At 70.6% G+C, this 3,873-nt stretch carries 4 protein-coding genes; 1 reads left to right on the top strand and 3 read right to left on the bottom strand.

Annotation, left to right across the window (positions count from 1 at the left end; genetic code table 11):
* Positions 1 to 271: 271 nt before the first annotated feature.
* Positions 272 to 1,813, bottom strand: coding sequence for an AMP-binding protein (locus QHF83_RS53010; RefSeq protein WP_282425829.1), 1,542 nt, complete (start codon positions 1,811 to 1,813; stop codon positions 272 to 274).
* Positions 1,814 to 1,934: 121 nt separating this feature from the next.
* Here QHF83_RS53010 and QHF83_RS53005 point away from each other — a divergent pair, with 121 nt between their 5' ends.
* On the top strand, positions 1,935 to 2,711 hold the full coding sequence (locus tag QHF83_RS53005) for a biopolymer transporter ExbD (RefSeq protein WP_282425828.1): 777 nt from the start codon (positions 1,935 to 1,937) through the stop codon (positions 2,709 to 2,711).
* Here QHF83_RS53005 and QHF83_RS53000 read toward each other — a convergent pair.
* Positions 2,695 to 3,126, bottom strand: coding sequence for a DUF2085 domain-containing protein (locus QHF83_RS53000; protein ID WP_282425827.1), 432 nt, complete (start codon positions 3,124 to 3,126; stop codon positions 2,695 to 2,697). The genes QHF83_RS53005 and QHF83_RS53000 overlap by 17 nt on opposite strands.
* Positions 3,127 to 3,146: 20 nt before the next feature.
* Positions 3,147 to 3,873: uracil-DNA glycosylase family protein (locus QHF83_RS52995; RefSeq protein ID WP_348980546.1), on the bottom strand; the 727-nt coding region annotated here is incomplete at its 5' end.

Below are 3,873 nucleotides of genomic sequence, written 5' to 3'. Positions count from 1 at the left end.
ACCGCCGCCCGTGCCGCCCATGCCGCCGCCCGCGCCGCCCGTGCCGCCGCCCGCGCCGCCGCTGCCGGCGGAGCCGCCGTTGCCGCCCGCGCCATTGCTCGGCTCGTCGCTGCACGCCGCGAGGCCCATGAAGCTCACACCGACCAGGAGAAGAATCGAAAGCATTCGCATGAGAAGTCTCCTTCGAATCCGTGGTCATTCCACGGATGTCTTCGACGCCGGTCCCTGACACGTGGGAGCGTCGAGAGCAAAATTCTCATGCGTAAAATGCTCATGATTCAGTCCGCGACATACCCGCGAGCGTCCCTTGTAGGATTGCCTTCACCAGATCTGGCTTGACGACCTTTCCGAGGGCATTGCGCGGGAGCGACGTGGCGACAATCACCTCGCGCGGGACCTTGTACGGCGCGATTCGCTCTTTCGCCCAGGCGCGTAGGACCTCCGGCGCGCATTCCGCCGCGCGACCCGGCGCGGCGACGACGACCGCGACGACACGCTCGCCCCACGCCTCGTCGGGCAAACCCACGACCGCGACCTCGGCGACGGCCGCGTTTTCCCGCAGCGCTTCCTCGATCTCGAGCGCCGAGAGCTTGTACCCGCCGCTCTTCAGGATGTCGACGCTGGTTCGTCCGAGCAAACGCAAGGTTCCATCCTCGGCGCGCTCGGCGACGTCGCCGGTGCGGAACCAGCGGCCGTCGGCGAAAGCATCCTGCGTGGCCTGCTCGCGGCCGAGGTATCCCTTGAACACGCTGGGGCCACGAATCCAGAGCTCGCCGGGTCCACGCTCGAGCTCGTTTCCCGCCTCGTCGACGATGCGCGTCTCGACCGAGCGCGGGGGCAAACCCACCGAGCCCGGCCGCCGCCCCAATGGATCGAGGGGGTTCGTCGCGCCAACCCCGATCTCGGTCATGCCGAATCGCTCGAGCGGGATCGCGCCCGTGACGGCGCGCCAGCGCTCGGCGAGGGTGACGGGGAGCGCGGCCGAGCCGCTCGTGGCGAGGCGCAGGCCCCGGGCGCCGTCCGCCCACCGCGCTCGCGTCTGCTCGTCCGCTTGGTCGAACGCCTCGAAGAGCTTCTGGTACATCGTGGGCACAGCCATCCAGACCGTGGGCGGATTCGGCCCGCAAAACGCCTCCCACACGCGCCGCGCGTCGAAGCGCGGGAGCAAACGCGCCGAGGCGCCCGCGAGCAGCGTGGTGAGGAGCGAGATGCCGAGGCCGTGCAGGTGATGCAGAGGCAGCGCGTGGAGCAGCCGGTCGCCCTCGCCGAACGCCCACGCCTCGCGCAGGATCGCGGCCTGCACCTCGACGTTCGCGTGCGTGATCATCGCGCCCTTGGGTTTGCCGGTGGTGCCGCTCGTGTAGAGCAGGAGCGCGACGTCGTCGGCTTCGAGCGGCGCGGCGTCGCCCTCGGGCCGCGGGCCGTCGGCGAGCGTCTCGGCGAAGAGGACACGGCGACCTTCGCAGAGCAACGCGCCACGATCGCGCTGATCGTCGGACAGGATCACCGCCGCCGCGCGCGCGTCCTCGCCGAACCAGGCGAGCTCGGCGGGCGGGTAGAGCGGCGAGAGCGGCAAGGCCACGCCGCCCGCGAGGATCGTGCCGAGGAAGGCTTCGAGCCAGAGCGCGCCGGGCGAGACGAGGATGGCCACGGCGCGGCCTTCGAGCGAAGGCGCGCCCTCGGTGAGCGCGAGGCGGACGCGCTGGGCGCGATCCCAGAGCTCGGCGTAGGTGCGGCTCCGCGCGTCGTCCTCCACGGCGAGCCTGTCGGTGTGCTGAAAGCTTGCGAGGCGCGTGACGAAGGGGGAAGGCATGGTGAAATCCGGCTCGTTTCGAGGCCCGAACGGGCGAGGCGCGCGAAAACTACCACGCCCCGGCGCCCCGAGGACGCCGCTTCCTTTCTCCCGCGCCCTGGGCTTCGGTACACTCCGCGCCATGCACTCCCGCGTCCCTGTCCTCGCCTCGCTCGCGCTCCTCGTCGCGACGACGCTGACCGCCTGCGGCGACGACAAGTCCAAGACGGGCGCCGCCCCGACCGCGACCGCCTCCGCTGCGGCCGCGCCCACGGAGCCCGCTCCGCCGCCCAAGCCGAAGACGATGCCCGCGCTGATCGTCGACTCGCTCGGCCCCTACATCGGCCAGATCCGCGTCGACATGAAGCAGGAGAAGTGGCCGGAGAAGCTCACGGCGGCGGTGAAGGATCTGCCGATCAACGGGCAGCAGGTCACCGTGATCGCCGAGAAGAAGGCGCGCACGCCGGACGTCGCCGCGGTCGTGGCCGAGCTCGGCCGCGCGGGCGCGCCGACGATCCTGCTCAAGACCGACGGCCGCGACGACGTGCCGAAGGAGCTTCTGGTCACGCCGCCCGACAAGGTGTCGAACCCGCCCGGCTGCTCGGTGACGGTGATGGTGCTGAAGGACCTCTCGACCGCGGTGTGGCCGTTCAAGGGCGGGCTCGGCAAGAAGCAACGCAAAGGCTTCGCCGGGCCCGATCTCTCGAACACGGGCGACGCGATCAAGAAGGACCTCGCGCTCTGCGACTCGTCGTTCGCGTTCTTCTCGGCCGACGACACGGTGTCCTGGGAGATGGCCTATAACCTCGCGGGCACGCTGAAGGTCGTCGACGAGAAGAGCGACAAGAAGAAGATCGAGACGCTCGTGCTACTCGGCGAAGCCCCCGTCGCCGGCAGGCCCGTCACGCTGAAGAAGTGACGCGGGAAGGCCTCGCGAGGTGCTCACGCGCGATCGCGAGGATCCCGAGCGCGAACACGTGCCCCCACAGAACTCCCGTCAAGAGCCGCGCCGGATGGAAGAGCGGGCGTAGGCCGAGGTCCTGCGTGACGACGTCGACGAGCATGATCACGCTCGCGACGAACCCGTAACCGAGGCACGCGCGCACGCTCCATCGCGGCCGCGGAAACATCCCGGCCGTCACGAACCCCGCGAAGATGCCGGCGCAACGGCTGCAGAGCGGCATGAGCACGCCGGCGAGGGCGAGCGTGCGCTCGGGTTTGAGGTGACAAACCGGCGAGAAGAGCAGGTAGAGAAGCTCGCCCGTCTCGGGGCTCGTCACGCGGCGCGCGAGCGGCGCGAGGAACGGAGAAGCGCCGACGAAGCAGAGGAGCACGCGAAGGACGCGCTCGAGCGCTAGCCCCGCGCGGGTGGCTTCTTGCCGAGGCGCGCCATCACTTCCTGCAGGTCGGTCCATACCTCACGCTTCGCCGACGGCTGCCTGAGGAGGTAGGCCGGATGGAACGTCGGCATGACGGGGATCCCGCGGTACATCTTCCACTTGCCGCGCAGCTTCGTGATGCCCTCGGTCGTGCCGAGCAGGCCCTGAATCGCCGTCGCGCCGAGCGCGACGATGTACTTCGGCCGCACGAGCTCGATCTGCGTGGCGAGGTAGCCCTTGCACGCATCCATCTCTTCAGGCTGCGGCTTGCGGTTCTCCGGAGGCCTACACTTGACGATGTTGCAGATGTAGACCTCGTCGCGACGGTACCCCATCGCGGCGATCATCTTGTCGAGGAGCTGGCCCGCAGGCCCGACGAACGGCTCGCCCTGGAGGTCCTCCTCCGCGCCCGGTCCTTCGCCGACGAAACAAAGCTCCGAGAGCGGATTGCCGCGGGCGAACACGGTCTGCGTGCGTCGCGCGGCGAGGCCGCAGCGCGTGCAGGAGGCGACCTCGGAGGCGAGGACGCGGAGCTGCTCGACGCGCGCTTCCGGCGTGCGCGCCTCGGGGCGCGCGATGGCGGGGCGCTGCGCGCGCTCGGCCGGAGGCGGCGTGAACTGCGGCGCAGGCGCGCGCTCGGGCGGCGGCGTGAACGGCGCGGGCTGCGCGAAGGAGGCGTCCGCCGCGGCGGGGCGCCGATCC

Source organism: Polyangium sp. 15x6, assembly GCF_029960785.1.
In the GTDB taxonomy this organism is placed as follows: Bacteria; Myxococcota_A; Polyangia; order Polyangiales; family Polyangiaceae; genus Polyangium.
This window is presented reverse-complemented; position numbering and strand designations above follow the sequence as displayed.

Coding starts and splice junctions, on each gene's coding strand:
- QHF83_RS53010 (WP_282425829.1), bottom strand. CDS start 1,813: ATGCCTTCCCCCTTCGTCACGCGCCTCGCAAGCTTTCAGCACACCGAC.
- QHF83_RS53005 (WP_282425828.1), top strand. CDS start 1,935: ATGCACTCCCGCGTCCCTGTCCTCGCCTCGCTCGCGCTCCTCGTCGCG.